General features: G+C 51.3%; 38 protein-coding genes and 1 pseudogene. 33 read left to right on the top strand and 6 right to left on the bottom strand.

Annotation, left to right across the window (positions count from 1 at the left end; translation table 11 throughout):
- Positions 1-46: 46 nt before the first annotated feature.
- The 4 genes and pseudogenes from QMN38_RS14125 to QMN38_RS14110 form a co-directional block, all read right to left on the bottom strand.
- Positions 47-916 carry a phosphoribulokinase gene (locus QMN38_RS14125; RefSeq protein ID WP_008786301.1) on the bottom strand — a complete coding sequence of 290 codons (870 nt, stop codon included), beginning with the start codon at positions 914-916 and terminating at the stop codon, positions 47-49.
- 53 nt (positions 917-969) lie between these two features.
- Positions 970-1,188 (bottom strand): YheU family protein, encoded by a 219-nt coding sequence (locus tag QMN38_RS14120; RefSeq protein WP_202037580.1) that lies wholly within the window; start codon positions 1,186-1,188, stop codon positions 970-972.
- Positions 1,185-2,253, bottom strand: a pseudogene (locus QMN38_RS14115) (hydrolase). Before QMN38_RS14115 ends, QMN38_RS14120 begins: the two are co-directional and overlap by 4 nt.
- Before the next feature lie 174 nt (positions 2,254-2,427).
- On the bottom strand, positions 2,428-4,329 hold the full coding sequence (locus QMN38_RS14110; RefSeq protein WP_323605233.1) for an ABC transporter ATP-binding protein: 1,902 nt from the start codon (positions 4,327-4,329) through the stop codon (positions 2,428-2,430).
- Between the two features lie 132 nt (positions 4,330-4,461).
- On the opposite strand from QMN38_RS14110, the gene kefG reads away from it, so the two are divergent.
- The 4 genes from kefG to slyD all read left to right on the top strand — a co-directional run bounded on the left by kefG (position 4,462) and on the right by slyD (position 7,728).
- The gene (kefG, locus tag QMN38_RS14105) at positions 4,462-5,013 is read left to right on the top strand and encodes a glutathione-regulated potassium-efflux system ancillary protein KefG (protein ID WP_271442323.1); all 552 of its coding nucleotides are present in this window, start codon (positions 4,462-4,464) and stop codon (positions 5,011-5,013) included.
- Positions 5,013-6,818 (top strand): glutathione-regulated potassium-efflux system protein KefB, encoded by a 1,806-nt coding sequence (kefB, locus tag QMN38_RS14100; RefSeq protein ID WP_323605232.1) that lies wholly within the window; start codon positions 5,013-5,015, stop codon positions 6,816-6,818. The genes kefG and kefB overlap by 1 nt, the downstream gene beginning before the upstream one ends.
- A 9-nt stretch (positions 6,819-6,827) precedes the next feature.
- The gene (locus tag QMN38_RS14095) at positions 6,828-7,028 is read left to right on the top strand and encodes a YheV family putative zinc ribbon protein (protein WP_005121675.1); all 201 of its coding nucleotides are present in this window, start codon (positions 6,828-6,830) and stop codon (positions 7,026-7,028) included.
- A gap of 94 nt (positions 7,029-7,122) precedes the next feature.
- Complete coding sequence (gene slyD / locus QMN38_RS14090; RefSeq protein WP_003023634.1) at positions 7,123-7,728, top strand: peptidylprolyl isomerase; 606 nt, start codon at positions 7,123-7,125, stop codon at positions 7,726-7,728.
- Positions 7,729-7,841: 113 nt separating this feature from the next.
- Here the strand turns inward: slyD and QMN38_RS14085 are convergent, their stop codons facing one another.
- Positions 7,842-8,060 carry a protein SlyX gene (locus tag QMN38_RS14085; protein WP_003023639.1) on the bottom strand — a complete coding sequence of 73 codons (219 nt, stop codon included), beginning with the start codon at positions 8,058-8,060 and terminating at the stop codon, positions 7,842-7,844.
- Between the two features lie 232 nt (positions 8,061-8,292).
- Between QMN38_RS14085 and fkpA the strand changes: the two genes are divergently transcribed.
- The 11 genes from fkpA to bfr all read left to right on the top strand — a co-directional run bounded on the left by fkpA (position 8,293) and on the right by bfr (position 16,500).
- Positions 8,293-9,111, top strand: coding sequence for an FKBP-type peptidyl-prolyl cis-trans isomerase (gene fkpA, locus QMN38_RS14080; protein ID WP_271442317.1), 819 nt, complete (start codon positions 8,293-8,295; stop codon positions 9,109-9,111).
- 167 nt (positions 9,112-9,278) lie between these two features.
- On the top strand, positions 9,279-10,001 hold the full coding sequence (locus QMN38_RS14075; RefSeq protein WP_003023643.1) for a helix-turn-helix transcriptional regulator: 723 nt from the start codon (positions 9,279-9,281) through the stop codon (positions 9,999-10,001).
- Entirely contained in the window at positions 10,001-10,387 is a 387-nt protein-coding gene (gene tusD, locus QMN38_RS14070; RefSeq protein ID WP_005121677.1) for a sulfurtransferase complex subunit TusD, read from the top strand. Before QMN38_RS14075 ends, tusD begins: the two co-directional genes overlap by 1 nt.
- Positions 10,387-10,746, top strand: coding sequence for a sulfurtransferase complex subunit TusC (gene tusC / locus QMN38_RS14065; RefSeq protein WP_271442320.1), 360 nt, complete (start codon positions 10,387-10,389; stop codon positions 10,744-10,746). Before tusD ends, tusC begins: the two co-directional genes overlap by 1 nt.
- A 7-nt stretch (positions 10,747-10,753) precedes the next feature.
- The gene (gene tusB, locus QMN38_RS14060; protein ID WP_271442321.1) at positions 10,754-11,041 is read left to right on the top strand and encodes a sulfurtransferase complex subunit TusB; all 288 of its coding nucleotides are present in this window, start codon (positions 10,754-10,756) and stop codon (positions 11,039-11,041) included.
- Positions 11,042-11,166: 125 nt separating this feature from the next.
- Entirely contained in the window at positions 11,167-11,541 is a 375-nt protein-coding gene (rpsL, locus tag QMN38_RS14055) for a 30S ribosomal protein S12 (protein WP_003023654.1), read from the top strand.
- A gap of 95 nt (positions 11,542-11,636) precedes the next feature.
- Positions 11,637-12,107: a 30S ribosomal protein S7 gene (gene rpsG, locus QMN38_RS14050; protein ID WP_003023657.1), complete on the top strand. Its 471-nt coding sequence runs from the start codon at positions 11,637-11,639 to the stop codon at positions 12,105-12,107.
- A 96-nt stretch (positions 12,108-12,203) separates the two neighbouring features.
- Positions 12,204-14,318: an elongation factor G gene (gene fusA, locus QMN38_RS14045; protein WP_003023659.1), complete on the top strand. Its 2,115-nt coding sequence runs from the start codon at positions 12,204-12,206 to the stop codon at positions 14,316-14,318.
- Between the two features lie 69 nt (positions 14,319-14,387).
- Positions 14,388-15,572, top strand: a complete 1,185-nt coding sequence (gene tuf, locus QMN38_RS14040; protein WP_003031109.1) for an elongation factor Tu — start codon at positions 14,388-14,390, stop codon at positions 15,570-15,572.
- A gap of 185 nt (positions 15,573-15,757) precedes the next feature.
- Positions 15,758-15,952, top strand: coding sequence for a bacterioferritin-associated ferredoxin (gene bfd, locus QMN38_RS14035; protein ID WP_003031111.1), 195 nt, complete (start codon positions 15,758-15,760; stop codon positions 15,950-15,952).
- 71 nt (positions 15,953-16,023) lie between these two features.
- Complete coding sequence (bfr, locus tag QMN38_RS14030) at positions 16,024-16,500, top strand: bacterioferritin (protein ID WP_040232010.1); 477 nt, start codon at positions 16,024-16,026, stop codon at positions 16,498-16,500.
- Here the strand turns inward: bfr and QMN38_RS14025 are convergent.
- Positions 16,497-16,964 carry a prepilin peptidase gene (locus QMN38_RS14025; protein WP_271442358.1) on the bottom strand — a complete coding sequence of 156 codons (468 nt, stop codon included), beginning with the start codon at positions 16,962-16,964 and terminating at the stop codon, positions 16,497-16,499. The two genes, bfr and QMN38_RS14025, sit on opposite strands and share 4 nt — an antisense overlap.
- A 379-nt stretch (positions 16,965-17,343) precedes the next feature.
- Here QMN38_RS14025 and rpsJ point away from each other — a divergent pair, with 379 nt between their 5' ends.
- The 18 genes from rpsJ to rplR all read left to right on the top strand — a co-directional run bounded on the left by rpsJ (position 17,344) and on the right by rplR (position 25,366).
- Entirely contained in the window at positions 17,344-17,655 is a 312-nt protein-coding gene (rpsJ, locus tag QMN38_RS14020) for a 30S ribosomal protein S10 (protein ID WP_001181005.1), read from the top strand.
- Positions 17,656-17,687: 32 nt separating this feature from the next.
- Entirely contained in the window at positions 17,688-18,317 is a 630-nt protein-coding gene (gene rplC / locus QMN38_RS14015) for a 50S ribosomal protein L3 (RefSeq protein WP_003031117.1), read from the top strand.
- Positions 18,318-18,327: 10 nt separating this feature from the next.
- Entirely contained in the window at positions 18,328-18,933 is a 606-nt protein-coding gene (rplD, locus tag QMN38_RS14010) for a 50S ribosomal protein L4 (protein WP_003031119.1), read from the top strand.
- Entirely contained in the window at positions 18,930-19,232 is a 303-nt protein-coding gene (rplW, locus tag QMN38_RS14005) for a 50S ribosomal protein L23 (protein ID WP_000617546.1), read from the top strand. Before rplD ends, rplW begins: the two co-directional genes overlap by 4 nt.
- A gap of 17 nt (positions 19,233-19,249) precedes the next feature.
- On the top strand, positions 19,250-20,071 hold the full coding sequence (gene rplB, locus QMN38_RS14000; protein WP_016154746.1) for a 50S ribosomal protein L2: 822 nt from the start codon (positions 19,250-19,252) through the stop codon (positions 20,069-20,071).
- Between the two features lie 16 nt (positions 20,072-20,087).
- Entirely contained in the window at positions 20,088-20,366 is a 279-nt protein-coding gene (rpsS, locus tag QMN38_RS13995; RefSeq protein ID WP_001138115.1) for a 30S ribosomal protein S19, read from the top strand.
- A 14-nt stretch (positions 20,367-20,380) separates the two neighbouring features.
- Positions 20,381-20,713 carry a 50S ribosomal protein L22 gene (rplV, locus tag QMN38_RS13990; protein ID WP_000448832.1) on the top strand — a complete coding sequence of 111 codons (333 nt, stop codon included), beginning with the start codon at positions 20,381-20,383 and terminating at the stop codon, positions 20,711-20,713.
- A gap of 17 nt (positions 20,714-20,730) precedes the next feature.
- Positions 20,731-21,432 (top strand): 30S ribosomal protein S3, encoded by a 702-nt coding sequence (rpsC, locus tag QMN38_RS13985; protein ID WP_000529945.1) that lies wholly within the window; start codon positions 20,731-20,733, stop codon positions 21,430-21,432.
- A gap of 12 nt (positions 21,433-21,444) precedes the next feature.
- Positions 21,445-21,855 carry a 50S ribosomal protein L16 gene (gene rplP / locus QMN38_RS13980; protein WP_000941212.1) on the top strand — a complete coding sequence of 137 codons (411 nt, stop codon included), beginning with the start codon at positions 21,445-21,447 and terminating at the stop codon, positions 21,853-21,855.
- Positions 21,855-22,046, top strand: coding sequence for a 50S ribosomal protein L29 (gene rpmC, locus QMN38_RS13975; RefSeq protein ID WP_000644742.1), 192 nt, complete (start codon positions 21,855-21,857; stop codon positions 22,044-22,046). The genes rplP and rpmC overlap by 1 nt, the downstream gene beginning before the upstream one ends.
- Positions 22,046-22,300, top strand: a complete 255-nt coding sequence (rpsQ, locus tag QMN38_RS13970) for a 30S ribosomal protein S17 (RefSeq protein ID WP_003031120.1) — start codon at positions 22,046-22,048, stop codon at positions 22,298-22,300. The genes rpmC and rpsQ overlap by 1 nt, the downstream gene beginning before the upstream one ends.
- Before the next feature lie 163 nt (positions 22,301-22,463).
- Positions 22,464-22,835, top strand: a complete 372-nt coding sequence (rplN, locus tag QMN38_RS13965; protein WP_000613954.1) for a 50S ribosomal protein L14 — start codon at positions 22,464-22,466, stop codon at positions 22,833-22,835.
- A gap of 10 nt (positions 22,836-22,845) precedes the next feature.
- On the top strand, positions 22,846-23,160 hold the full coding sequence (rplX, locus tag QMN38_RS13960) for a 50S ribosomal protein L24 (RefSeq protein ID WP_003031122.1): 315 nt from the start codon (positions 22,846-22,848) through the stop codon (positions 23,158-23,160).
- Positions 23,161-23,174: 14 nt separating this feature from the next.
- Positions 23,175-23,714 carry a 50S ribosomal protein L5 gene (rplE, locus tag QMN38_RS13955; RefSeq protein WP_064541635.1) on the top strand — a complete coding sequence of 180 codons (540 nt, stop codon included), beginning with the start codon at positions 23,175-23,177 and terminating at the stop codon, positions 23,712-23,714.
- 14 nt (positions 23,715-23,728) lie between these two features.
- Positions 23,729-24,034, top strand: a complete 306-nt coding sequence (gene rpsN / locus QMN38_RS13950; protein WP_003031125.1) for a 30S ribosomal protein S14 — start codon at positions 23,729-23,731, stop codon at positions 24,032-24,034.
- Between the two features lie 30 nt (positions 24,035-24,064).
- Positions 24,065-24,457 (top strand): 30S ribosomal protein S8, encoded by a 393-nt coding sequence (gene rpsH, locus QMN38_RS13945; RefSeq protein ID WP_003031127.1) that lies wholly within the window; start codon positions 24,065-24,067, stop codon positions 24,455-24,457.
- A gap of 12 nt (positions 24,458-24,469) precedes the next feature.
- On the top strand, positions 24,470-25,003 hold the full coding sequence (gene rplF, locus QMN38_RS13940; protein ID WP_006687355.1) for a 50S ribosomal protein L6: 534 nt from the start codon (positions 24,470-24,472) through the stop codon (positions 25,001-25,003).
- 9 nt (positions 25,004-25,012) lie between these two features.
- The gene (gene rplR, locus QMN38_RS13935; protein ID WP_000358956.1) at positions 25,013-25,366 is read left to right on the top strand and encodes a 50S ribosomal protein L18; all 354 of its coding nucleotides are present in this window, start codon (positions 25,013-25,015) and stop codon (positions 25,364-25,366) included.
- The last annotated feature ends 3 nt before the right edge of the window (positions 25,367-25,369 follow it).

Here is a 25,369-nt window from a genome sequence, read left to right as displayed (position 1 = left end):
ACTCGTAGGCCCGATAAGCGTAGCGCCATCGGGAACATCCCATACATCACTCTATCTTTTTACCTTCCATCAGCCTCTGCACCAATGGCAGCATGATCAATTCCATCGCCAGCCCCATCTTGCCGCCCGGCACGACTAATGTATTGATATGGGAAATGAATGAACCCTGCAGCATAGCCAGCAGCCAGGGATAATCGATGCCTTCCAGATTACGAAAATGAATCACTACAAAGCTCTCATCCAGTGACGGAATACTCTTTGCCGCAAAGGGGTTGGAGGTGTCGACGGTGGGCACTCGCTGGAAGTTAATATGCGTGCGGGAAAACTGCGGCGTAATGTAATTGATATAATCGTCCATTGAACGAACGACCGAGTCCATTACCGCTTCACGTGAATGCCCGCGTTCGCTGGTATCGCGGGTGAGTTTCTGGATCCACTCCAGGTTCACAATAGGGACAACACCCACAAGCAGATCGACATGCCGTGCCACATTTTGTTGTGGTGTAACGACGCCGCCGTGCAATCCTTCATAGAACAGTACATCAGTAGGTTCAGGAAGCGGTTGCCATGGGGTGAATGTGCCCGGAACCTGGTTCCATGGAACGGCTTCATCATAGGTATGCAGATATTTACGCGACTGTCCTTTTCCCGTCTGGCCGTACTCAATGAAGGTTTGTTCGAGCAGGCCAAAGTCATTCGCTTCAGGGCCGAAGTAGCTGATGTGTCGTCCGGCGTCGCGCGCTTTGCGGATCGCCATATCCATTTCCGGGCGGGTATAACGATGAAAACTGTCACCTTCCACCTCGGCGGCACGCAGATTTAACTGTGCGAAAATTTTACGAAACGCGAGGCTGGTGGTGGTGGTCCCCGCGCCACTGGATCCTGTTACCGCAATCACCGGATGTTTGGCAGACATAACAACTCCATAAATAGGTTGGTTTTTTATTATAGTCAGCCGTCGGCAGCGGATTACTCGTGAAGCTGTTTCCTCGGCATTATGTTGACCGTTTCATGCAGTTCGGACCACACCAGCACAGCTTCACCTGATTGTAGTTGGCGTTTGACGTCGGCGACTTTTTGTTCGAGCGAGCGTTCATGTTCACCATAATCGGTGCCTTCGCGCAAGACAAAGCTTTCAATCAGGTTATCCAGCGCGTCCGGGGAGATGTCTTGCCAGGGAATCATCATGATGATGCCTCCAGATATGTTGTCAGCCAGTCTGGAATACGCGATTCCAGCCACATCTCAGGGCGACGTAACGTGCCACCAATAAATCCGACGTGTCCACCGTGCTCGGTGAGTTGATACTCCACCTGTGGGGGCAGATTCTCGGGTTGTGGGATGACATGGCTATCCATAAACGGATCGTCTTTGGCGTGGATAATCAGCGTCGGTTTGGCGATCCGATTCAACAGTGGCATGGCGCTGCACTGACGATAGTAATCTATAGCATCAGCAAAACCGTGGATTTTAGCCGTGATCAAATCGTCGAAATCGCGAATACGACGCAGGGATTTTAATTGCGCGAGGCTCACTGGCAGCGACCCCGGATACGCTTCCAGTTTCCGTGAGGCGTTGGCTTTCAGCAGATTGAGCAGGTAGCGCTGGTAGACGCGGGAGAAACCCTTCTCCATGTGATAACTACACGCTTCCAGCACAAACGGTGCAGAGACGATAACTGCCGCATCAATGGGGATCGTGTTCCCTTCTTTCGCCAGCAGGCAGGCCAGCATATTCCCACCGAGCGAATAACCTACTGCAGCGGTTGGAACGCGTCCAAACTCGCGCTCCAGCCAGTTTAAAAACCAGGTGCCATCTTCTGTTTCACCAGAGTGATAAATACGATTCAGGCGATTTGGCTCACCGCTACAGCCACGAAAATGCATCACTACACCGAGCCAGCCGCGCTTTTGCGCCGCTTCAATCAGGCCATGCGCGTACGGACTGTTCAGGCTTCCTTCCAGACCGTGAAAAACCACCAGGCGCGGCTTATGTTTGGCCTGCTGTGGATCTTCGCTCCATGCCAGGTCGACAAAGTCACCATCGGGTAATTCCAGACGCTGCCAATGGGCATCGAACTTCACCTTACGGCGTATTAAACGCGGCAGCATCGTCTGTAGATGACGGTTACTGATACCACGCATCGGGCGGAATTCTCGCGAATCGTCGGTAGGTGGGGTCATTTCTGTGGATGTGATTTCAACCATAACACCAGAGCAATTAATAATCGGAAAGAATAACTATACCGCGCACAGCGCGTGCGGGTTAGCCAATATGTGATTTTGTCGCCAGTCAGTCAGCAGGTTACGCGAGCCTGGAGCGCAACTACGGGCCGAAACATAGGCCTGATAAGACGCGCGAACGTCGCCATCAGGCATTATCAACTCCGACGCCGGATGGCGGTTTCGCCTTATCCGACAATCAGGGCTACTCGGCCAGCATCTGCTCAAGCTGTTCCTGCGCATCCAGCCAGGCCATCTCACACTCTTCCAGCCCGGACTTCGCGCTTGCCTGTTGTTGCAGGCATGCCGTGAGCTCAGCTTTACGACTTTGGTCGTACAGTTCGCTATCACCGAGCTTCTCTTCAGCCTGTGCCAGCTGTGCGTGTAGCTTCTCCATCTCTTTTTCCAGACGGGTAATCTCTTTACGCAGCGGTTGTGTCAGGCTGCGTAGCTCGGCTTCGCGGCGTTTCTGGTCCTTACGCGCCTGGGCGCTGTTAACGCTCTCTTTTGCTGGTTCGTCGCTCTGATTTTCTTGTTTTTGCACGTCGCTCAGCCACTGCTGGTAATCTTCCAGATCGCCATCAAACGGCTCGACTTTTTTGTCGTGCACCAGATAGAGATCATCGGTGGTGGAGCGGATCAAGTGGCGATCGTGCGATACCACAACCAGTGCGCCTTCGAAATCGATTAGCGCTTCGGTCAGTGCCTGGCGCATGTCCAGATCCAGGTGGTTGGTCGGTTCATCAAGCAGCAGCAGGTTCGGGCGCTGCCAGACGATCAGTGCCAACACCAGACGTGCTTTTTCACCGCCGGAGAAACGTCGGGTTTCTTCGCTGACTTTATCGCCCTGGAAGCCGAATCCACCGAGGTAATCACGCAGTTTCTGTTCGAGCTCTTGTGGCGCCATACGTGCCAGGTGCTGAATGGGGGATTCATCAGCGCGCAAAAATTCCAGTTGATGCTGCGCGAAGTAGCCCAGCTTGATGCCTTTCGCCAGGCCAATTTCGCCACTGATAGGGGCCAGTTCGCCGGCCAGCAGCTTGATCAGCGTTGATTTGCCCGCACCGTTGCGGCCTAACAGGCCAATGCGGGAACCCGGCACCAGATTCAGTTTGATGGAATCGAGGATTGTGCGATCGCCGTAGCCAGCACTCACTTTTTCCATTTTCAGCAGTGGGTTAGGCAGGCTTTCCGGTTCACGGAAGCTGAAATGGAACGGGTTATCGACATGGGCTGGCGCGATAAGCTCCATGCGCTCCAGCATTTTGATACGGCTCTGCGCCTGTTTTGCCTTGGTTGCTTTTGCGCGGAAACGATCGATATAGCTTTGCAGATGCGCCACGCGCTCTTGCTGGCTTTCGTACATCGCTTGTTGTTGTGCAAGGCGGGTCGCACGCTGGATTTCAAACGCGCTGTAGTTGCCGGTGTACTCGAACATGGTTTGCTGTTCGATATGAATAATTTTATCCACCACCGGATCGAGGAAGTCACGGTCGTGGGAAATCAAAATCAGTGTGCCCTGATAGCTTTTCAACCATCTTTCCAGCCAGATTACCGCGTCGAGATCGAGGTGGTTGGTGGGTTCATCGAGCAGCAGCAGGTCTGAACGGCAAATCAGCGCCTGGGCCAGGTTGAGGCGCATACGCCAGCCACCGGAGAAATCGCTGACCGGGCGGTCGAGCTGCTCGTTAGAGAAACCGAGACCGTGCAGCAGGCTGGCCGCGCGTGAGCGAATGGTCCAGGCGTCTATGGCGTCCAGCTTTCCGTGTACGGTGGCAATGGCGTGTCCATCGTTACGTTCGTTGGCATCGTTTAACTGGGCTTCCAGTTGACGATATTCGCGGTCGCCATCAATCACGTATTCCAGCGCTGGCTGTGGTAACGCAGGCGTTTCCTGATTCACCCATGCGAGTTGCCAGTTTCCCGGAAACGTAAATCCGCCGGCGTCAGCGCTGATTTCATTTTTCAGCAATGCCAGCAGGGTAGATTTACCGCAGCCATTTTTACCCACCAGGCCAACCTTCTGCCCAGGATTAATGGTGGCCGTGGCATTGTCCAGCAAGACGCGCACGCCGCGACGAATTTGTAACGATGAGAAAACAATCATAAGGCGCCGTATGTTCAGACTATGTTAATTTATCATTATGATAATGTAATGTGTGGGCCATTTGCCGCACCGAGGCGCAATGGTAGCCCAAAACGCCGAAAATAGACAAAAGACAAAACCGGGAGGGGGATGATGTCCCAGCCAGCGAAAGTGTTGCTGCTGTATGCCCATCCGGAATCTCAGGACTCGGTCGCGAACCGGGTTCTGCTTAAACCGGCCATGCAGCTCAATAATGTTACCGTGCACGATCTTTACGCGCACTATCCTGATTTTTTTATCGATATTTCGCACGAGCAGGAATTGCTGCGTGAGCATGACGTGATTGTTTTTCAGCATCCGCTCTATACCTATAGCTGCCCGGCCCTGCTAAAGGAGTGGCTTGACCGCGTACTGAGCCGCGGGTTTGCCAGTGGCCCCGGAGGGAACCAACTGGCGGGAAAGTACTGGCGGAGTGTGATCACCACTGGTGAGCCGGAAAGTGCGTATCGGTATGACGCGCTGAACCGCTATCCGATGAGTGATGTGTTACGTCCTTTTGAGCTGACGGCAGGAATGTGCCGGATGCACTGGATGAGTCCCATCATCGTTTACTGGGCCAGACGGCAAACGAAGCAGGAGCTGGACAGCCATGCTAAAGCGTATGGTGACTGGCTGGCGAATCCGATTCCTGTGGGAGGCCGCTGATGGAAGGTTCTGATTTATTGACGGCGGGAGTGCTGTTCCTCTTCGCGGCGGTGGCTGCGGTGCCGTTGGCATCGCGGCTGGGTATTGGGCCGGTGTTGGGCTATTTGCTGGCGGGGATCGCTATTGGCCCATGGGGACTTGGCTTCATCAGCGATGTGGATGAAATTCTGCACTTCTCTGAGCTGGGCGTGGTCTTCCTGATGTTCATCATCGGGCTGGAACTTAACCCGGCTAAACTATGGCAATTGCGGCGTTCAATTTTTGGTGTCGGTGCCGCGCAGGTGTTACTTAGCGCGCTTGTCCTGGCAGGGTTATTGATGCTCACTGACTATTCCTGGCAGGCGGCGGTAGTCGGTGGGATTGGTTTGGCGATGTCATCGACGACAATGGCGTTACAGCTGATGCGGGAAAAAGGGATGAACCGCAGTGAATCCGGACAACTGGGCTTTTCAGTGCTGTTGTTCCAGGATTTGGCGGTGATCCCCGCGTTGGCGCTGGTTCCGCTGTTAGCAGGATCAGCCGATGAGCATTTTGACTGGATCAAAGTGGGCATGAAGGTGTTGGCTTTTGCTGGCATGTTGATTGGCGGACGCTATCTGCTGCGTCCTGTCTTTCGCTTTATTGCGGGGTCCGGCGTGCGGGAAGTGTTTACCGCGGCCACGTTGCTGCTGGTATTGGGCTCTGCGTTGTTTATGGATGCGCTGGGCCTGTCGATGGCGCTGGGAACGTTTATCGCTGGCGTGCTGCTGGCGGAAAGCGAATATCGACATGAACTGGAAACGGCGATTGATCCCTTTAAAGGGCTTTTGCTCGGGTTATTTTTCATCTCGGTGGGGATGTCACTTAACCTTGGCGTGCTTTATACCCATATTTTGTGGGTAGTGGCGAGCGTGATGGTACTGGTCATCGTGAAGACGCTGGTGCTCTATGTGTTGGCGCGGCTGAATGGCATGAGAAGCTCGGAGCGGATGCAATTTGCGGGGGTGCTAAGCCAGGGCGGAGAATTTGCCTTCGTGCTTTTTTCAACGGCATCTTCCCAGCGGCTGTTTCAGGGCGATCAAATGGCACTTTTGCTGGTAACCGTCACGCTGTCGATGATGACCACGCCACTGTTGATGAAGCTGATTGATAAATGGCTCTCTCGCCAGTTCAACGGCCCGGATGAGGAAGATGAACAGCCCTGGGTGGAAGACGATAAGCCGCAGGTTATCGTGGTGGGGTTTGGGCGTTTTGGTCAGGTGATCGGCCGTTTGCTGATGGCGAACAAAATGCGTATTACCGTCCTGGAGCGGGATATCAGTGCGGTGAATCTGATGCGTAAATATGGCTATAAAGTCTATTACGGTGACGCCACGCAGGTGGAGCTTTTACGTTCCGCTGGCGCAGAGGCGGCGCAGTCTATTGTGATCACCTGCAATGAACCTGAAGACACGATGAAGCTGGTGGAACTGTGCCAACAACATTTTCCGCATTTGCATATTCTTGCGCGAGCGCGCGGACGTGTAGAGGCGCATGAGTTATTACAGGCAGGTGTCACGCAGTTTTCCCGTGAAACCTTCTCGAGCGCACTGGAACTGGGGCGCAAAGCGCTGGTGTCGTTGGGGATGCATCCGCATCAGGCGCAGCGCGCCCAGTTACATTTTCGTCGACTCGATATGCGCATGCTACGGGAATTGATCCCGATGCATACCGATACGGTGCAAATCTCTCGTGCCAGAGAGGCCCGGCGTGAGCTGGAGGAAATTTTCCAGCGGGAGATGCAGAAAGAACGGCGCCAGTTGGATGGCTGGGATGAATTTGAGTAGAGGATAACCATGGCAATTCGTAAACGTTTTATTGCAGGCGCAAAATGTCCGTCCTGCCAGGCGCAGGATTCGCTGGCGATGTGGCGTGAAAATAATATCGATATTGTTGAGTGTGTTAAGTGTGGTCATCAGATGCGCGAGGCCGATAAAGAAGCGCGCGAGCACGTTCGCAAAGAGGAGCAAGTGATCGGGATTTTTCATCCGGACTAGCGATATGACGCAGCTTTTTTTAAGCTAGAGGGTACACGGGTGCAGAATTCCGCTACAATCTGCGCCACTATTCTTTCCATGCTCAGGAGATATCATGAAAGTAGCAAAGGACCTGGTGGTCAGCCTGGCCTATCAGGTACGTACAGAAGACGGTGTGTTGGTTGATGAGTCTCCGGTGAGTGCACCGCTGGACTACCTGCATGGTCACGGTTCCCTGATTTCTGGCCTGGAAACAGCGCTGGACGGTCATGAAGTTGGCGACAAATTCGATGTTGCTGTTGGCGCAAACGACGCATACGGTCAGTACGATGAAAACCTGGTGCAGCGCGTTCCTAAAGACGTCTTCATGGGCGTTGATGAACTGCAGGTTGGCATGCGTTTCCTGGCGGAAACTGACCAGGGTCCAGTACCGGTAGAAATTACCGAAGTGGAAGACGACCACGTTGTGGTTGACGGTAACCACATGCTGGCTGGCCAGAACCTGAAATTCAACGTAGAAGTTGTTGCTATCCGTGAAGCGACCGAAGAAGAGCTGGCCCACGGCCACGTTCACGGTGCGCATGGCCATGACCACGATCATGACCATGGTCACGATGGTTGCTGCGGTGGTCACGGTCACGACCATGGTCACGAGCACGGCGGCGAAGGCTGCTGCGGCGGTGGCGGTAAAGGTAACGGCGGCGGCTGCGGTTGCCACTAATCGGTATGATTGCCTGATGGCGCTACGCTTATCAGGCCTACCGTAGGCCGGATAAGACGTTTACGTCGTCATCCGGCACAAAAAAGCGGGGATATCCCCGCTTTTTTTACGTCTCAATAATGTGGCGGCGGGGTCTCTTCAGACTGCGACGCAATGTGGGACGGCTGCGTTGCTTTGAGCTTTTCCGTCAGCAGACGCAGATGGTCGCGCAGTTTGGCCATTTCCAGTTCATGCGCGGTCACCGTTACGTTCAGCTCTTCAATGGTTATTTCCTGAAACGCCAGGCGACTCTCCAGCTCAGCCAGGCGAGTTTCCATCGTTGTATCCTGCATGATTAACCTCTTCTGTTTTTCTCCGGCAGATCGCGGACTGCGGCGAATTCTACTTAACTTTGCCTGTTTGCACAGCACTCATTCCTCTGCAACGAAACTAATTTAAACAAAAAGTGTCTGAAAAGTGGTGATAATAGGGCGTGCCTGTATGTTGATTTGTTCTACAACGCTTTATAGTACGTTTTTATGTTAGCTAACCCTGGGGTGAGATGCCCCGGCCCTGGAGAGATGGATGAAATCACTGTTTAAAGTAACGCTGCTGGCGACCACAATGGCCGTTGCACTGCATGCCCCGATCACCTTCGCTGCTGATGCTGCGAAACCAGCCGCTACCGCTGACAGCAAAGCAGCATTCAAAAATGACGACCAAAAAGCCGCTTACGCGCTGGGCGCGTCCCTGGGTCGTTATATGGAAAACTCCCTGAAAGAACAAGAAAAACTGGGCATCAAACTGGATAAAGATCAGTTGATCGCGGGTGTTCAGGATGCGTTTGCAGATAAGAGCAAACTGTCTGACCAGGAAATCGAACAAACTCTGCAGGCATTTGAAGCGCGCGTGAAGACTTCCGCTCAGGCGAAAATGGAAAAAGATGCGGCCGATAACGAAGCGAAAGGTAAAGAGTACCGTGCTAAGTTTGCTAAAGAGAAAGGTGTCAAAACCTCTTCTACTGGCCTGGTCTACAAAGTAGAGAAAGAAGGTACCGGTGAAGCACCGAAAGACAGCGATACTGTGGTTGTGAACTACAAAGGTACGCTGATTGATGGTAAAGAGTTTGATAACTCTTACACCCGTGGTGAGCCGCTCTCTTTCCGTCTTGACGGTGTTATTCCAGGCTGGACCGAAGGTCTGAAAAACATCAAGAAAGGCGGCAAAATCCAGCTGGTTATCCCACCGGATCTGGCATACGGTAAAACTGGCGTTCCGGGCATTCCAGCAAACTCCACGCTGGTCTTTGATGTTGAGCTGTTAGATATCAAACCGGCACCGAAAGCAGATGCGAAGCCAGATGCTGCGCCGGCAGATAAAGCTGCAGACAGCAGCAAAAAGTAAATGATTAGAAACCGCCGCCCACAGGGCGGCGGTTTTTTATTATCGGCAGGATATAATTAATACTGGAAAGCGCCTTGTGCGCTGTATTACTTTAGATGCCCCTATAATAGTGATGAGCCTGCCCTGACAACATAACGACAGGCTCCTGAAAAGGAGTGCTTTTTTTCATGTCCAGGTCGCTTTTAACCAACGAAACCAGTGAGCTAGATTTACTGGATCAACGTCCTTTCGATCAAACCGACTTCGATATCCTTAAATCCTATGAAGCGGTAGTGGACGGGTTGGCGATGCTCATTGGTTCCCATTGTGAAATCGTATTGCACTCTTTGCAGGATTTGAAATGCTCGGCCATTCGCATCGCTAACGGTGAACATACGGGCCGTAAAATTGGCTCGCCGATTACCGACCTTGCGTTGCGTATGCTGCATGATATGACGGGTGCGGATAGCAGCGTGTCGAAGTGTTATTTCACACGCGCGAAAAGCGGTGTCTTGATGAAGTCGGTGACGATTGCCATTCGCAACCGTGAGCATCGCGTGATTGGTCTGCTGTGCATCAACATGAACCTTGATGTCCCTTTCTCGCAGATAATGAATACCTTTATCCCGCCGGAGACCCCGGAAGTGGGATCAGCCGTGAACTTCGCGTCCTCAGTCGAAGATCTGGTGACCCAGACGCTGGAGTTCACCATTGAAGAAGTGAACGCCGATCGTAACGTCTCCAACAATGCCAAGAATCGTCAGATCGTCCTGAACCTGTATGAGAAAGGGATCTTCGATATTAAAGATGCGATCAATCAGGTTGCCGATCGTCTGAACATCTCCAAGCACACGGTCTACCTCTATATTCGCCAGTTCAAAAGCGGTGATTTCCAGGGGCAAGATAAGTAATGCGTTTTGCCATCATGGTAACCGGGCCCGCCTACGGCACACAGCAAGCGAGTAGCGCATTGCAATTTGCGCATGCGCTACTCGAAGAAGGACACGAATTGTGTAGCGTCTTCTTTTATCGTGAGGGCGTGTATAACGCGAACGTTCTGACATCGCCCGCCAGTGATGAATTTGATTTAGTGCGAGCCTGGCAAAAGCTTCACCAGCAGCATGGTGTGGCGCTGAATATCTGTGTAGCGGCAGCCTTGCGGCGTGGTGTTGTTGATGAGACTGAGGCAACACGACTGGGGTTGTCTGGTGCTAATTTACAGTCAGGATTTACTCTCAGCGGTCTTGGATCGCTGGCTGAAGCATCCCTGACGTGCGATCGCGTGGTGCAGTTTTAATGAAACGTGTTGCCTTTGTTTTTTCTACTGTGCCGCACGGCAGCGCATCCGGCCGCGAAGGACTGGATGCTTTACTGGCGACATCTGCATTAACGGAAGATCTCGGCGTGTTCTTTATCGGTGATGGTGTCTTCCAGATCCTCCAGGGGCAACAACCGGACGTCGTTCTGGCGCGAGACTATATCTCTACTTTCAAACTGTTAGGATTGTACGATATAGAACAATGCTGGCTTTGTGCGGCCTCATTGCGTGAGCGAGGCCTGGCAGAGGGGGCGAATTTTGTGGTTGATGCGACGGCGCTTGAACCGGAAGATTTGCGTCGTGAGCTTGGCAACTATGACGTCATTTTGAGGTTTTGAGGCTCTCATGCTGCACATTTTACATCGCTCTGCGTGGCTAACCGACTTCTCCTCTCTCCTGCGTCTGATTGCTGAAGATGACGAGCTTTTACTGCTTCAGGATAGCGTCACTGCAGCAATAGAAGGCAGTCGTTTCCTTGAAAGTCTGCAAAATGCCTCCATTAAGGTCTATGTACTGGAAGAAGACATTAAAGCTCGCGGGTTGGGTGGTCAAATTTCAGACAGTGTCGTCAGGGTTGGCTATACTGACTTCGTCAGACTTACGGTGAAGCATCTCAGCCAGATGACCTGGTAATTGTGGGATCGTTGTATATTTCTTGACACCTTTTCGACACCGACCTAAAATTCTGCGTCCTCATATTGTATGAGGTCGTTTTATTACGTGTTTACGAAGCAAAAGCTAAAACCAGGAGCTATTTAATGGCAACAGTTAACCAGCTGGTACGCAAACCACGTGCACGCAAAGTTGCAAAAAGCAACGTGCCTGCGCTGGAAGCATGCCCGCAGAAACGTGGCGTATGTACTCGTGTATATACTACCACCCCTAAAAAACCGAACTCCGCACTGCGTAAAGTTTGCCGTGTTCGTCTGACTAACGGTTTTGAAGTGACTTCCTACATCGGTGGTGAAGGTCACAACCTGCAGGAGCACTCCGTGATCCTGATCCGTGGCGGTCGTGTAAAAGACCTCCCGGGTGTTCGTTACCACACCGTTCGTGGTGCGCTTGACTGCTCCGGCGTTAAAGACCGTAAGCAATCACGCTCCAAGTATGGCGTGAAACGTCCTAAGGCTTAATGGTTCTCCGTTAAGTAAGGCCAAACGTTTTATATTAATGTCAAACTAAACTCTTAGAGTTTTGGACAATCCTGAATTAACAACGGAGTATTTCCATGCCACGTCGTCGCGTCATTGGTCAGCGTAAAATTCTGCCGGATCCGAAGTTCGGATCAGAACTGCTGGCTAAATTTGTAAATATCCTGATGGTAGATGGTAAAAAATCTACTGCCGAAACTATCGTATACAGCGCGCTGGAGACCCTGGCTCAGCGTTCTGGTAAAAACGAACTGGAAGCTTTCGAAGTAGCTCTCGAAAACGTGCGCCCGACTGTCGAAGTTAAGTCTCGCCGCGTTGGTGGTTCTACTTATCAGGTACCAGTTGAAGTCCGCCCGGTCCGTCGTAATGCTCTGGCAATGCGTTGGATCGTTGAAGCTGCTCGTAAACGCGGTGATAAATCCATGGCTCTGCGCCTGGCGAACGAACTTTCTGATGCTGCAGAAAACAAAGGTACTGCAGTTAAGAAACGTGAAGACGTTCACCGTATGGCAGAAGCCAACAAGGCGTTCGCACACTACCGTTGGTAATCCCTTCGGAGTTTTAGTCACCAGGCGGGCGCTTCTAGTAAGCAGCCCGCTTTGGGCTACTTAAATTGAACGCCTAAAAGATAAACGAGGAATCAAATGGCTCGTACAACACCCATCGCGCGCTACCGTAACATCGGTATCAGTGCGCACATCGACGCCGGTAAAACCACTACTACCGAACGTATTCTGTTCTACACCGGTGTAAACCATAAAATCGGTGAAGTTCATGACGGCGCAGCCACCATGGACTGGATGGAGCAGGAGCAGGAGCGTGGTATTACTATCACCTCCGCAGCGACTACTGCATTCTGGTCTGGTATGGCTAAGCAGTACGAACCGCATCGCGTAAACATCATCGACACCCCGGGGCACGTTGACTTCACAATCGAAGTAGAACGTTCCATGCGTGTGCTTGATGGTGCAGTAATGGTTTACTGCGCAGTTGGTGGTGTTCAGCCTCAGTCTGAAACCGTATGGCGTCAGGCAAACAAATATAAAGTTCCGCGCATTGCGTTCGTTAACAAAATGGACCGTATGGGTGCGAACTTCCTGAAAGTTGTTGGTCAGATCAAAACCCGTCTGGGCGCGAACCCTGTTCCGCTGCAGCTGGCAATTGGCGCTGAAGAAGCGTTCACCGGTGTTGTTGACCTGGTGAAAATGAAAGCCATCAACTGGAACGAAGAAGATGCAGGTGTAACCTTCACTTATGAAGATATCCCGGCAGACATGCAGGAACTGGCTGAAGAATGGCACCAGAACCTGATCGAGTCCGCTGCGGAAGCTTCAGAAGAGCTGATGGAGAAATACCTGGGTGGTGAAGAACTGACTGAAGAAGAGATCAAAAAAGCTCTGCGTCAGCGTGTTCTGAACAACGAAATCATCCTGGTAACCTGTGGTTCTGCGTTCAAGAACAAAGGTGTTCAGGCGATGCTGGATGCGGTAATTGATTACCTGCCATCCCCAGTCGACGTACCTGCGATCAACGGTATTCTGGACGACGGTAAAGATACTCCTGCTGAGCGTCATGCTAGCGATGACGAGCCGTTTGCTGCTCTGGCATTCAAAATCGCTACCGACCCGTTCGTGGGTAACCTGACCTTCTTCCGTGTGTACTCTGGTGTGGTTAACTCCGGTGACACCATCCTGAACTCCGTGAAAACTGCACGTGAGCGTTTTGGCCGTATCGTTCAGATGCACGCCAACAAACGTGAAGAGATCAAAGAAGTTCGCGCGGGCGATATCGCGGCTGCAATCGGTCTGAAAGACGTGACCACTGGTGACACCCTGTGTGACCCGGATCACCCGATCATTCTGGAACGTATGGAATTCCCTGAGCCGGTAATCTCCATCGCAGTTGAACCGAAAACCAAAGCTGACCAGGAAAAAATGGGTCTGGCTCTGGGCCGTCTGGCTAAAGAAGACCCGTCTTTCCGTGTATGGACTGACGAAGAATCTAACCAGACCATTATCGCCGGTATGGGTGAGCTGCACCTCGACATCATCGTTGACCGTATGAAGCGTGAATTCAACGTTGAAGCGAACGTCGGTAAACCTCAGGTTGCTTACCGCGAAGCGATTCGTGCGAAAGTTACCGATATCGAAGGTAAACACGCTAAGCAGTCTGGTGGTCGCGGTCAGTACGGTCATGTTGTTATCGACATGTACCCGCTGGAGCCGGGTTCAAACCCGAAAGGCTACGAGTTCATCAACGACATCAAAGGTGGTGTAATTCCTGGCGAATACATCCCGGCCGTTGATAAAGGCATCCAGGAACAGCTGAAATCCGGCCCGCTGGCTGGTTACCCGGTTGTTGATCTGGGCGTGCGTCTGCACTTCGGTTCTTACCATGACGTTGACTCCTCTGAGCTGGCGTTTAAACTGGCCGCTTCTATCGCCTTCAAAGATGGCTTTAAGAAAGCGAAACCAGTTCTGCTTGAGCCTATCATGAAGGTTGAAGTAGAGACTCCGGAAGAGAACACCGGTGACGTTATCGGTGACTTGAGCCGCCGTCGTGGTATGCTTCGTGGTCAGGAATCCAACGTCACTGGCGTTGTTATCCACGCTGAAGTTCCGCTGTCTGAAATGTTCGGATATGCAACCCAACTGCGTTCTCTGACCAAAGGCCGTGCTTCTTACTCCATGGAGTTCCTGAAGTACGACGATGCGCCGAACAACGTTGCTCAGGCCGTTATTGAAGCCCGTGGTAAATAAGCCACAGGATTAAAACCTAAGTCCCGTGCTCTCTCCAAAGGGGAGAGCACTATAGTAAGGAATATAGCCGTGTCTAAAGAAAAATTTGAACGTACAAAACCGCACGTTAACGTCGGCACCATCGGCCACGTTGACCACGGTAAAACTACCCTGACCGCTGCAATCACCACCGTACTGGCTAAAACCTACGGCGGTGCTGCTCGTGCTTTCGACCAGATCGATAACGCTCCGGAAGAAAAAGCTCGTGGTATCACCATCAACACTTCTCACGTTGAATATGACACCCCGACTCGCCACTACGCGCACGTAGACTGCCCGGGCCACGCCGACTATGTTAAAAACATGATCACCGGTGCTGCGCAGATGGACGGCGCGATCCTGGTTGTTGCTGCGACTGACGGCCCGATGCCGCAGACTCGTGAGCACATCCTGCTGGGTCGTCAGGTAGGCGTTCCGTACATCATCGTGTTCCTGAACAAATGCGACATGGTTGATGACGAAGAGCTGCTGGAACTGGTAGAAATGGAAGTTCGTGAACTTCTGTCTCAGTACGATTTCCCGGGCGACGACACTCCGATCGTTCGTGGTTCTGCTCTGAAAGCGCTGGAAGGCGAAGCAGAGTGGGAAGCGAAAATCATCGAACTGGCTGGCTTCCTGGATTCTTACATCCCGGAACCAGAGCGTGCGATTGACAAGCCGTTCCTGCTGCCTATCGAAGACGTATTCTCCATCTCCGGTCGTGGTACCGTTGTTACCGGTCGTGTAGAACGCGGTATCATCAAAGTTGGTGAAGAAGTTGAAATCGTTGGTATCAAAGAGACTGCCAAGTCTACCTGTACTGGCGTTGAAATGTTCCGCAAACTGCTGGACGAAGGCCGTGCTGGTGAGAACGTTGGTGTTCTGCTGCGTGGTATCAAACGTGAAGAAATCGAACGTGGTCAGGTACTGGCTAAGCCGGGCTCTATCAAGCCGCACACCAAGTTCGAATCTGAAGTTTATATCCTGTCCAAAGACGAAGGCGGCCGTCATACTCCGTTCTTCAAAGGCTACCGTCCGCAGTTCTACTTCCGTACTACTGACGTGACTGGTACCATCGAACTGCCAGAAGGCGTTGAGATGGTAATGCCGGGCGACAACATCAAAATGGTTGTTACCCTGATCCACCCAATCGCGATGGATGACGGTCTGCGTTTCGCAATCCGTGAAGGCGGCCGTACTGTAGGTGCGGGCGTTGTTGCTAAAGTAATGAGCTAATTATTTATTAATTAGCTTTGAGCTTAAAAAGGGCGCTAAGGCGCCCTTTTTGCTACCTGTGATTTAACCGTTGTCATATTTGTTCGCATTTTTTGTTCATTCTTCCATCGCGTAAATAACGTTGTGCTATTGTAATCATAATTATTCTCATTTACACTTTGCGCAGAAATTGAACGGGAGCGATCATGTACGTTTGTTTGTGTAATGCGATAAGTGATAAAAAAATTCGTCAGGCTGTTCGCCAGTTTCATCCTCAGTCCTTTCAGCAATTACGTAAGTTTATTCCTGTTGGAAATCAGTGCGGTAAGTGCATTCGTGCTGCCCGTGAAGTCATGCAGGATGAATTAACTCAAATGCCAGAATTTAAAGAGATCGCCTAAGTCACACTCTTTTTTTTGACATCCCTGTAGCCCCATCTACGCTCTAAGAGTGGAAGCGGAGGGACTATAAAATGAAAGGTGATGTTAAAATCATAAATTATCTCAATAAACTATTGGGAAATGAGCTTGTCGCAATCAACCAGTATTTTCTCCATGCCCGTATGTTTAAAAACTGGGGACTGACTCGCCTCAATGATGTTGAGTACCATGAATCAATCGATGAGATGAAACACGCTGATAAATACATTGAGCGTATTTTATTCTTAGAAGGTCTCCCAAACTTACAAGATCTAGGCAAGTTGGGGATTGGTGAAGATGTTGAAGAGATGCTGCAATCAGATCTTCGGCTCGAGCTTGATGGTGCGAAAGATTTACGCGAAGCCATTGCTTATGCCGATAGCGTTCATGACTATGTTAGTCGGGACATGATGATTGAGATCCTGACCGAAGAAGAAGGGCATATCGATTGGCTCGAAACGGAGTTGGATCTGATTGGAAAACTTGGGTTGCAAAACTATCTGCAATCGCAAATTAAGGTCAGCGATTAACCGCCCTGTATCAGATTTAGCCAGCCAACAACAAAACCCGCAGCCGCCAGATATGGCCCAAAAGGCAGCGGGTTTTTTAGTACCTGTCTCCCGTAACGGGCGCAGGAAATCCCGGTGAGACAGCATGCCATGCCCGCGGCAAGTAAAACCAACAGTGGTAATGATTCCCAGCGATGCCATGCGCCTAGCGCGGCAAGAAATTTGACATCACCAAAGCCTAATCCTTCCTGTCGGCATATCAAACGATACCCCCAGTAGAACAACGCAAATACCCCATAACCTGCGACGGCACCCCAAAGCGCGTCGGATAACTGTGCAGGTCTGCAGCACTGATGATAAATAAGACCGCCCCACAAAAGAGGGCAGGTGAATTTGTCGGGCAGCAACCCGGTACGTAGGTCATGGACTAAGAGCAACCCTGATAGCGAAACATAAAACAGCAGAAAGGGGAGGTCGATGTACATGGGCAAACCTTATCTGGTAAAAAGTATACCTTCGGGTAAGCTTGGCGACCCTACAAGTCCGGGATGTGGGTTATGGATACTCTTTTCCACGGAAAATGCGTTGCACCATAGGACATACAATCAGAGTGGAAGGAGGCCTGCATTTGTGAACGAGTGATTAATTTCTACGCGGCACTTGCTTAAGACTGAGATTTACGTATAATGCGCGGGCTTGTCTAATATTGACAGCGGTTCGATATGAGCCACCGGTACTGCGAAAGCAATACCAGACAATGTTCCCAATTGGGGAACTCTGTAAGAACGGTTACACTCTCCCATCAATCGTAATGGGTTTGAGGAGTAACTATTTCGTCTATAAAATAATTGGAGCTCTGGTCTCATGCAGAACCAAAGAATCCGTATCCGTTTGAAAGCGTTTGATCATCGTCTGATCGATCAATCAACCGCGGAAATCGTCGAGACTGCCAAGCGCACTGGTGCGCAGGTTCGTGGTCCGATCCCGCTGCCGACCCGCAAAGAGCGTTTCACCGTTCTGATCTCCCCGCACGTCAACAAAGACGCGCGTGATCAGTACGAGATCCGTACTCACAAGCGTCTGGTTGACATCGTTGAGCCAACTGAAAAAACCGTTGATGCTCTGATGCGTCTGGACCTGGCTGCCGGTGTAGACGTGCAGATCAGCCTGGGTTAATCAGGTCATCGAGCGATTGAGAGGTTGATACAATGATTGGTTTAGTCGGTAAAAAAGTGGGTATGACCCGCATCTTCACTGAAGATGGCGTATCTATCCCAGTAACCGTTATCGAAGTTGAAGCAAACCGCGTTACTCAGGTTAAAGATCTGGCTAACGATGGCTATCGCGCTGTTCAGGTTACCACCGGTGCTAAAAAAGCTAACCGCGTAACTAAGCCGGAAGCTGGCCACTTTGCTAAAGCTGGCGTAGAAGCTGGCCGCGGCCTGTGGGAGTTCCGTCTGGCAGATGGTGAAGAATACACCGTTGGTCAGAACATTAGCGTTGAACTGTTTGCTGACGTTAAAAAAGTTGACGTAACCGGTACCTCTAAAGGTAAAGGTTTCGCTGGTACCGTTAAGCGCTGGAACTTCCGTACCCAGGACGCGACTCACGGTAACTCCTTGTCTCACCGCGTTCCGGGTTCTATCGGTCAGAACCAGACTCCGGGCAAAGTGTTCAAAGGCAAGAAAATGGCAGGTCAGCTGGGCAACGAACGTGTCACTGTTCAGAGCCTGGACGTAGTACGTGTTGACGCTGAGCGCAACCTGCTGCTGGTTAAAGGTGGTGTTCCGGGTGCGACCGGTTGCGACCTGATCGTTAAACCAGCTGTGAAGGCGTAAGGGGATAGCAATGGAATTAGTATTGAAAGACGCGCAGAGCGCGCTGACTGTTTCCGAAACTACCTTCGGTCGTGATTTCAACGAAGCGCTGGTTCACCAGGTTGTTGTTGCTTATGCAGCTGGTGCTCGTCAGGGTACTCGTGCTCAGAAGACTCGTGCTGAAGTAACTGGTTCAGGCAAAAAGCCGTGGCGCCAGAAAGGTACCGGCCGTGCGCGTTCAGGTTCTATCAAGAGCCCGATCTGGCGTTCAGGTGGCGTGACCTTCGCTGCTCGCCCGCAGGACCACAGTCAAAAAGTTAACAAAAAGATGTACCGCGGCGCGCTGAAAAGCATTCTGTCCGAACTGGTACGTCAGGATCGTCTGATCGTTGTCGAATCATTCTCTGTAGAAGCGCCTAAAACTAAGCTGCTGGCACAGAAACTGAAAGACATGGCTCTGGAAGATGTGCTGATCATCACCGGTGAGCTGGACGAGAACCTGTTCCTGGCTGCGCGCAACCTGCACAAGGTTGACGTACGCGATGCAACTGGTATCGACCCGGTTAGCCTGATCGCCTTCGACAAAGTCGTAATGACTGCTGATGCTGTTAAGCAAGTTGAGGAGATGCTGGCATGATTCGTGAAGAACGTCTGCTGAAGGTGCTGCGTGCACCGCACGTTTCTGAAAAAGCGTCTACTGCGATGGAAAAAACTAACACCATCGTTCTCAAAGTTGCTAAAGACGCGACCAAAGCAGAAATCAAAGCTGCTGTGCAGAAACTGTTTGAAGTCGAAGTCGAAGTCGTTAACACCCTGGTAGTTAAAGGGAAAGTTAAACGTCACGGACAGCGTATCGGTCGTCGTAGCGACTGGAAAAAAGCTTACGTCACCCTGAAGGAAGGCCAGAATCTGGACTTCGTCGGCGGCGCTGAGTAAGTCGGAGGAGTAATACAATGGCAGTTGTTAAATGTAAACCGACATCTCCGGGTCGTCGCCACGTCGTTAAAGTGGTCAACCCAGAGCTGCACAAGGGCAAACCTTTTGCTCCGCTGGTTGAAAAAAACAGCAAATCCGGTGGTCGTAACAACAATGGCCGCATCACCACTCGTCACATCGGTGGTGGTCACAAGCAGGCTTATCGTATTGTTGACTTCAAACGCAACAAAGACGGTATCCCGGCAGTTGTTGAACGTCTTGAGTACGATCCGAACCGCTCCGCGAACATCGCGCTGGTTCTGTACAAAGACGGTGAACGCCGTTACATCCTGGCCCCTAAAGGCCTGAAAGCTGGCGACCAGGTTCAATCTGGCGTTGATGCTGCAATCAAAGCAGGTAACACCCTGCCGATGCGCAATATCCCGGTTGGTTCTACCGTTCATAACGTAGAAATGAAACCAGGTAAAGGCGGTCAGCTGGCACGTTCCGCTGGTACTTACGTTCAGATCGTTGCTCGTGATGGTGCTTATGTCACCCTGCGTCTGCGTTCTGGTGAAATGCGTAAAGTCGAAGCAGACTGCCGTGCAACTCTGGGCGAAGTTGGCAATGCTGAGCATATGCTGCGCGTTCTGGGTAAAGCAGGTGCTGCACGCTGGCGTGGTGTTCGTCCTACCGTTCGCGGTACTGCGATGAACCCAGTCGACCACCCACATGGTGGTGGTGAAGGTCGTAACTTTGGTAAGCACCCGGTAACTCCGTGGGGCGTTCAGACCAAAGGTAAGAAGACCCGCAGCAACAAGCGTACTGATAAATTCATCGTACGTCGCCGTAGCAAATAATTTTAGAGGATAAGCCATGCCACGTTCTCTCAAGAAAGGTCCTTTTATTGACCTGCACTTGCTGAAGAAGGTAGAGAAAGCGGTGGAAAGCGGAGACAAGAAGCCCCTGCGCACTTGGTCCCGTCGTTCAACGATCTTTCCTAACATGATCGGTTTGACCATCGCTGTCCATAATGGTCGTCAGCACGTTCCGGTATTTGTTTCCGACGAAATGGTCGGTCACAAACTGGGTGAATTCGCACCGACTCGTACTTATCGCGGCCACGCTGCTGATAAAAAAGCGAAGAAGAAATAAGGTAGGAGGAAGAGATGGAAACTTTAGCTCAACATCGCCATGCTCGTTCTTCTGCTCAGAAGGTTCGCCTTGTTGCAGACCTGATTCGCGGTAAGAAAGTGTCGCAGGCCCTTGATATTCTGACCTACACCAATAAGAAAGCGGCTGTACTGGTTAAGAAAGTCCTGGAATCTGCCATTGCTAACGCTGAACACAACGATGGCGCTGACATTGACGATCTGAAAGTTACGAAAATTTTCGTAGACGAAGGCCCGAGCATGAAGCGCATTATGCCGCGTGCAAAAGGTCGTGCAGATCGCATCCTGAAGCGCACCAGCCACATTACTGTGGTTGTGTCCGATCGCTGAGACTCTGGAGACTAGCAATGGGTCAGAAAGTACATCCTAATGGTATTCGCCTGGGTATTGTAAAACCATGGAACTCAACCTGGTTTGCGAACACCAAAGAATTCGCTGACAACCTGGACAGCGATTTTAAAGTACGTCAGTACCTGACTAAGGAACTGGCTAAAGCGTCTGTATCTCGTATCGTTATCGAGCGTCCGGCTAAGAGCATCCGTGTGACCATTCACACTGCTCGCCCGGGTATCGTTATCGGTAAGAAAGGCGAAGACGTAGAAAAACTGCGCAAAGTCGTAGCGGATATTGCTGGCGTTCCTGCTCAGATCAATATCGCCGAAGTGCGTAAGCCTGAACTGGACGCAAAATTAGTTGCTGACAGCATCACTTCTCAGCTGGAACGTCGCGTTATGTTCCGTCGTGCTATGAAGCGTGCTGTACAGAACGCAATGCGTCTGGGCGCTAAAGGTATTAAAGTTGAAGTTAGCGGCCGTCTGGGCGGCGCGGAAATCGCTCGTACCGAATGGTACCGTGAAGGTCGCGTTCCTCTGCACACTCTGCGTGCTGACATCGACTACAACACCTCTGAAGCGCACACCACTTACGGTGTAATCGGCGTTAAAGTGTGGATCTTCAAAGGCGAGATCCTGGGTGGTATGGCTGCTGTTGAACAACCGGAAAAACCGGCTGCGCAACCTAAAAAGCAGCAGCGTAAAGGCCGTAAATAAGGAGCGTCGCTGATGTTACAACCAAAGCGTACAAAATTCCGTAAAATGCACAAAGGCCGTAACCGCGGTCTGGCGCAGGGTACGGATGTTAGCTTCGGCAGCTTCGGTCTGAAAGCTGTTGGCCGTGGTCGTCTGACTGCCCGTCAGATCGAAGCAGCACGTCGTGCTATGACCCGTGCAGTTAAGCGTCAAGGTAAGATCTGGATCCGTGTATTCCCGGACAAACCGATCACTGAAAAGCCGCTGGCAGTGCGTATGGGTAAAGGTAAAGGTAACGTAGAGTATTGGGTTGCCTTGATTCAGCCGGGTAAAGTCCTGTATGAAATGGACGGCGTACCGGAAGAGCTGGCCCGTGAAGCATTCAAGCTGGCAGCAGCGAAACTGCCGATTAAAACCACCTTTGTAACTAAGACGGTGATGTAATGAAAGCAAAAGAGCTGCGTGAGAAGAGTGTTGAAGAGCTGAACACCGAGCTGCTGAATCTGCTGCGTGAGCAGTTCAACCTGCGTATGCAGGCTGCAAGTGGCCAGCTGCAACAGTCTCACCTGTTGAAGCAAGTGCGTCGTGATGTCGCACGCGTTAAGACTTTACTGACTGAGAAGGCGGGTGCGTAATGACCGATAAAATCCGTACTCTGCAAGGTCGCGTTGTTAGCGATAAAATGGAGAAATCCATTGTTGTTGCTATCGAACGTTTTGTGAAACACCCGATCTACGGTAAATTCATTAAGCGTACGACCAAACTGCACGTACATGACGAGAACAACGAATGCGGTACTGGTGACGTGGTTGAAATCCGCGAATGCCGTCCGCTGTCCAAGACTAAGTCCTGGACGCTGGTTCGCGTTGTAGAGAAAGCTGTTCTGTAATACAGTAGGCATTCTCAACGAATAAACGGCTCAGCGATGAGCCGTTTATTTTTTCTACCCATATCGTTTAAGCGGTGTTATAATGCCGCGCCCCCGATATGGGGCTTTTTTAACGACCTGATTTTCGGGTCTCAGTAGTAGTTGACATTAGCGGAGCACTAAAATGATCCAAGAACAGACTATGCTGAACGTCGCCGACAACTCCGGTGCACGTCGCGTAATGTGTATCAAGGTTCTGGGTGGCTCGCACCGTCGCTACGCAGGCGTCGGCGATATCATCAAGATCACCATCAAGGAAGCAATTCCACGTGGTAAGGTCAAAAAAGGTGATGTGCTGAAGGCGGTAGTGGTGCGCACCAAGAAGGGTGTTCGTCGCCCGGACGGTTCTGTCATTCGCTTCGATGGTAATGCATGCGTTATTTTAAACAATAACAGCGAGCAACCTATCGGTACGCGTATTTTTGGGCCGGTAACTCGTGAACTTCGTAACGAGAAGTTCATGAAAATTATCTCTCTGGCACCAGAAGTACTCTAAGGAGCGAATCATGGCAGCGAAGATCCGTCGTGATGACGAAGTTATCGTGTTAACCGGTAAAGATAAAGGTAAACGCGGTAAAGTAAAAAATGTCCTGTCTTCCGGCAAGGTCATTGTTGAAGGTATCAACCTGGTTAAGAAACATCAGAAGCCGGTTCCGGCCCTGAACCAACCAGGCGGCATCGTAGAGAAAGAAGCAGCTATTCAGATCTCTAACCTTGCTATCTTCAACGCGGCAACCGGCAAGGCTGACCGTGTAGGCTTTAGATTCGAAGACGGTAAAAAAGTCCGTTTCTTTAAATCTAACAGCGAAACTATCAAGTAATTTGGAGTAGTACGATGGCGAAACTGCATGATTACTACAAAGACGAAGTAGTCGCTAAACTCATGTCTGAGTTTAACTACAATTCTGTCATGCAAGTCCCTCGGGTCGAGAAGATCACCCTGAACATGGGTGTTGGTGAAGCGATCGCTGACAAGAAACTGCTGGATAACGCAGCAGCTGACCTGACAGCAATCTCCGGTCAAAAACCGCTGATCACCAAAGCACGCAAATCTGTTGCAGGCTTCAAAATCCGTCAGGGCTATCCGATCGGCTGTAAAGTAACTCTGCGTGGCGAACGCATGTGGGAGTTCTTTGAGCGCCTGATCACTATTGCTGTTCCACGTATCCGTGACTTCCGTGGCTTGTCCGCTAAGTCTTTCGACGGTCGTGGTAACTACAGCATGGGTGTCCGTGAGCAGATCATCTTCCCAGAAATCGACTACGATAAAGTCGACCGCGTGCGTGGTTTGGATATTACCATTACCACTACTGCGAAATCTGACGAAGAAGGCCGTGCTCTGCTGGCTGCCTTTGACTTCCCGTTCCGCAAGTAAGGTAGGGTTACTGAATGGCTAAGCAATCAATGAAAGCACGCGAAGTAAAGCGCGTAGCTTTAGCTGATAAGTACTTCGCAAAACGCGCTGAACTGAAAGCTATTATCTCTGATGTGAACGCGACCGACGAAGATCGTTGGAACGCAGTTCTCAAGCTGCAGTCTCTGCCGCGTGATTCCAGCCCGTCCCGTCAGCGTAACCGCTGCCGTCAAACAGGTCGTCCGCATGGCTATGTGGGCAAGTTCGGGTTGAGCCGTATCAAACTGCGTGAAGCCGCCATGCGCGGTGAAGTACCAGGCTTGAAAAAGGCTAGCTGGTAATTACCAATTGAATCACGGGAGTAAAGACAGATGAGCATGCAAGATCCGATCGCGGATATGCTGACCCGTATCCGTAACGGTCAGGCCGCGAATAAAGCTGCGGTCACCATGCCTTCCTCCAAGCTGAAAGTGGCAATTGCCAACGTGCTGAAGGAAGAAGGTTTTATTGAAGATTTTAAAGTTGAAGGCGACACCAAGCCGGAACTGGAACTTACTCTCAAGTATTTCCAGGGTAAAGCTGTTGTAGAAAGCATTCAGCGTGTCAGTCGCCCAGGTCTGCGCATTTATAAGCGTAAAGACGAGCTGCCGAAAGTTATGGCTGGCATGGGTATCGCAGTTGTTTCTACCTCTAAAGGTGTTATGACTGATCGTGCAGCGCGCCAGGCTGGTCTTGGTGGCGAAATTATCTGCTACGTAGCCTAATCGGAGGAAAAAATGTCTCGTGTTGCTAAAGCACCGGTCGTTATTCCTGCCGGCGTTGATGTAAAAATCAACGGTCAGGTTATTACGATCAAAGGTAAAAACGGCGAGCTGACTCGTACTCTCAACGATGCTGTTGCAGTAAATCATGCAGATAATGCACTGACCTTCGGTCCGCGTGATGGTTACGCTGATGGATGGGCTCAGGCTGGTACCGCGCGTGCCCTGCTGAATGCAATGGTTGTCGGTGTTACCGAAGGCTTCACTAAGAAGCTGCAGCTGGTTGGTGTAGGTTATCGTGCAGCGGTCAAAGGGAATGTAGTAAACCTTGCTTTAGGTTTCTCTCACCCAGTTGATCATCAGCTGCCGGCAGGTATCACTGCAGAATGTCCGACTCAGACTGAAATCGTGCTGAAAGGCGCTGATAAACAGCTGATCGGTCAGGTTGCAGCAGATCTGCGCGCCTACCGTCGTCCTGAGCCTTACAAAGGCAAGGGTGTTCGTTACGCCGACGAAGTCGTGCGTACCAAAGAGGCTAAGAAGAAGTAAGGTAACACTATGGATAAGAAATCTGCTCGTATCCGTCGTGCGACCCGCGCACGCCGCAAGCTCAAAGAGCTGGGCGCAACTCGCCTGGTGGTACATCGTACCCCGCGTCATATTTACGCACAGGTAATTGCACCGAACGGTTCTGAAGTTCTGGTAGCTGCTTCTACTGTAGAAAAAGCTATTGCTGAACAACTGAAGTACACCGGTAACAAAGACGCTGCAGCAGCTGTGGGTAAAGCTGTCGCCGAACGCGCTCTGGAAAAAGGCATCAAAGATGTGTCCTTTGACCGTTCCGGGTTCCAATATCATGGTCGTGTCCAGGCACTGGCAGATGCTGCCCGTGAAGCTGGCCTTCAGTTCTAAGGT

Origin of the sequence: Citrobacter sp. R-1.5.2 (genome assembly GCF_035064245.1) — a bacterium.
In the GTDB taxonomy this organism is placed as follows: domain Bacteria; phylum Pseudomonadota; class Gammaproteobacteria; order Enterobacterales; family Enterobacteriaceae; genus Citrobacter.
Note: the sequence above shows the minus strand (reverse complement) of the source record. Positions and strands in the feature narration are given on the sequence as shown.

Coding starts and splice junctions, on each gene's coding strand:
- tusD (WP_005121677.1), top strand. CDS start 10,001: ATGCGTTTTGCCATCATGGTAACCGGGCCCGCCTACGGCACACAGCAA.
- QMN38_RS14120 (WP_202037580.1), bottom strand. CDS start 1,188: ATGATGATTCCCTGGCAAGACATCTCCCCGGACGCGCTGGATAACCTG.
- rplX (WP_003031122.1), top strand. CDS start 22,846: ATGGCAGCGAAGATCCGTCGTGATGACGAAGTTATCGTGTTAACCGGT.
- rpsL (WP_003023654.1), top strand. CDS start 11,167: ATGGCAACAGTTAACCAGCTGGTACGCAAACCACGTGCACGCAAAGTT.
- rpmC (WP_000644742.1), top strand. CDS start 21,855: ATGAAAGCAAAAGAGCTGCGTGAGAAGAGTGTTGAAGAGCTGAACACC.
- QMN38_RS14025 (WP_271442358.1), bottom strand. CDS start 16,964: ATGTACATCGACCTCCCCTTTCTGCTGTTTTATGTTTCGCTATCAGGG.
- tusC (WP_271442320.1), top strand. CDS start 10,387: ATGAAACGTGTTGCCTTTGTTTTTTCTACTGTGCCGCACGGCAGCGCA.
- rplE (WP_064541635.1), top strand. CDS start 23,175: ATGGCGAAACTGCATGATTACTACAAAGACGAAGTAGTCGCTAAACTC.
- rpsQ (WP_003031120.1), top strand. CDS start 22,046: ATGACCGATAAAATCCGTACTCTGCAAGGTCGCGTTGTTAGCGATAAA.
- rpsH (WP_003031127.1), top strand. CDS start 24,065: ATGAGCATGCAAGATCCGATCGCGGATATGCTGACCCGTATCCGTAAC.
- rplP (WP_000941212.1), top strand. CDS start 21,445: ATGTTACAACCAAAGCGTACAAAATTCCGTAAAATGCACAAAGGCCGT.
- rplB (WP_016154746.1), top strand. CDS start 19,250: ATGGCAGTTGTTAAATGTAAACCGACATCTCCGGGTCGTCGCCACGTC.
- QMN38_RS14075 (WP_003023643.1), top strand. CDS start 9,279: ATGTCCAGGTCGCTTTTAACCAACGAAACCAGTGAGCTAGATTTACTG.
- rplR (WP_000358956.1), top strand. CDS start 25,013: ATGGATAAGAAATCTGCTCGTATCCGTCGTGCGACCCGCGCACGCCGC.
- rplF (WP_006687355.1), top strand. CDS start 24,470: ATGTCTCGTGTTGCTAAAGCACCGGTCGTTATTCCTGCCGGCGTTGAT.
- kefB (WP_323605232.1), top strand. CDS start 5,013: ATGGAAGGTTCTGATTTATTGACGGCGGGAGTGCTGTTCCTCTTCGCG.
- rplV (WP_000448832.1), top strand. CDS start 20,381: ATGGAAACTTTAGCTCAACATCGCCATGCTCGTTCTTCTGCTCAGAAG.
- QMN38_RS14125 (WP_008786301.1), bottom strand. CDS start 916: ATGTCTGCCAAACATCCGGTGATTGCGGTAACAGGATCCAGTGGCGCG.
- bfr (WP_040232010.1), top strand. CDS start 16,024: ATGAAAGGTGATGTTAAAATCATAAATTATCTCAATAAACTATTGGGA.
- slyD (WP_003023634.1), top strand. CDS start 7,123: ATGAAAGTAGCAAAGGACCTGGTGGTCAGCCTGGCCTATCAGGTACGT.
- QMN38_RS14085 (WP_003023639.1), bottom strand. CDS start 8,060: ATGCAGGATACAACGATGGAAACTCGCCTGGCTGAGCTGGAGAGTCGC.
- rpsJ (WP_001181005.1), top strand. CDS start 17,344: ATGCAGAACCAAAGAATCCGTATCCGTTTGAAAGCGTTTGATCATCGT.
- fkpA (WP_271442317.1), top strand. CDS start 8,293: ATGAAATCACTGTTTAAAGTAACGCTGCTGGCGACCACAATGGCCGTT.
- fusA (WP_003023659.1), top strand. CDS start 12,204: ATGGCTCGTACAACACCCATCGCGCGCTACCGTAACATCGGTATCAGT.
- rplD (WP_003031119.1), top strand. CDS start 18,328: ATGGAATTAGTATTGAAAGACGCGCAGAGCGCGCTGACTGTTTCCGAA.
- rplN (WP_000613954.1), top strand. CDS start 22,464: ATGATCCAAGAACAGACTATGCTGAACGTCGCCGACAACTCCGGTGCA.
- tusB (WP_271442321.1), top strand. CDS start 10,754: ATGCTGCACATTTTACATCGCTCTGCGTGGCTAACCGACTTCTCCTCT.
- kefG (WP_271442323.1), top strand. CDS start 4,462: ATGTCCCAGCCAGCGAAAGTGTTGCTGCTGTATGCCCATCCGGAATCT.
- bfd (WP_003031111.1), top strand. CDS start 15,758: ATGTACGTTTGTTTGTGTAATGCGATAAGTGATAAAAAAATTCGTCAG.
- rplW (WP_000617546.1), top strand. CDS start 18,930: ATGATTCGTGAAGAACGTCTGCTGAAGGTGCTGCGTGCACCGCACGTT.
- rpsC (WP_000529945.1), top strand. CDS start 20,731: ATGGGTCAGAAAGTACATCCTAATGGTATTCGCCTGGGTATTGTAAAA.
- QMN38_RS14110 (WP_323605233.1), bottom strand. CDS start 4,329: ATGATTGTTTTCTCATCGTTACAAATTCGTCGCGGCGTGCGCGTCTTG.
- rpsS (WP_001138115.1), top strand. CDS start 20,088: ATGCCACGTTCTCTCAAGAAAGGTCCTTTTATTGACCTGCACTTGCTG.
- rplC (WP_003031117.1), top strand. CDS start 17,688: ATGATTGGTTTAGTCGGTAAAAAAGTGGGTATGACCCGCATCTTCACT.
- QMN38_RS14095 (WP_005121675.1), top strand. CDS start 6,828: ATGGCAATTCGTAAACGTTTTATTGCAGGCGCAAAATGTCCGTCCTGC.
- rpsG (WP_003023657.1), top strand. CDS start 11,637: ATGCCACGTCGTCGCGTCATTGGTCAGCGTAAAATTCTGCCGGATCCG.
- rpsN (WP_003031125.1), top strand. CDS start 23,729: ATGGCTAAGCAATCAATGAAAGCACGCGAAGTAAAGCGCGTAGCTTTA.